This window comes from Treponema sp. R6D11 (assembly GCF_054786075.1).
In genome coordinates, this window is record NZ_BDHD01001058.1 from 1 (window position 1) to 400 (window position 400).

Genomic DNA, 400 nt, shown 5'->3' on the forward strand with positions numbered 1-400 from the left:
CTTCCCATTCTTCATCCATTGCAATACTTTTAGCAACATCGTGCACCTTTTTCATATAGCTACTATTTTCCTCATGAATATCGCCATCGTTGTGTTTTTTCTCTCTATCCTTAATTCTTTTTGCAACCTCTTCAAGAGACAAGTTCAAAAAGAAAACGTGTGTTGGTCTTGGATGTTTTGGCAGGGGTCGTAAAACGCGCTCCGTTGCTATATAGAAAGCTTCACTTGGAATGGTTATACCGAGCTATGGCAGATCATTCGCGTTTTGAAAGATTGTTCGTTATTCCTCATTATTTGAAAGCAGTTAGACAGCAAAGGAGAGACGAGAGACGTGGCTAAATTCATTGTTATTGAGGGCATTGATGGCGCAGGCAAGCAGACACAAACGGACCTATTGATC

The 400-nt window shown here is 40.8% G+C and carries 1 protein-coding gene; it reads left to right on the plus strand.

Features of this window, described 5'->3' with window-relative positions; genetic code table 11:
- The first annotated feature begins 159 nt into the window (after nucleotides 1-159).
- Nucleotides 160-339, plus strand: coding sequence for a WecB/TagA/CpsF family glycosyltransferase (locus tag ACYVTD_RS17475; protein WP_461248897.1), 180 nt, complete (start codon nucleotides 160-162; stop codon nucleotides 337-339).
- Nucleotides 340-400: the final 61 nt, after the last annotated feature.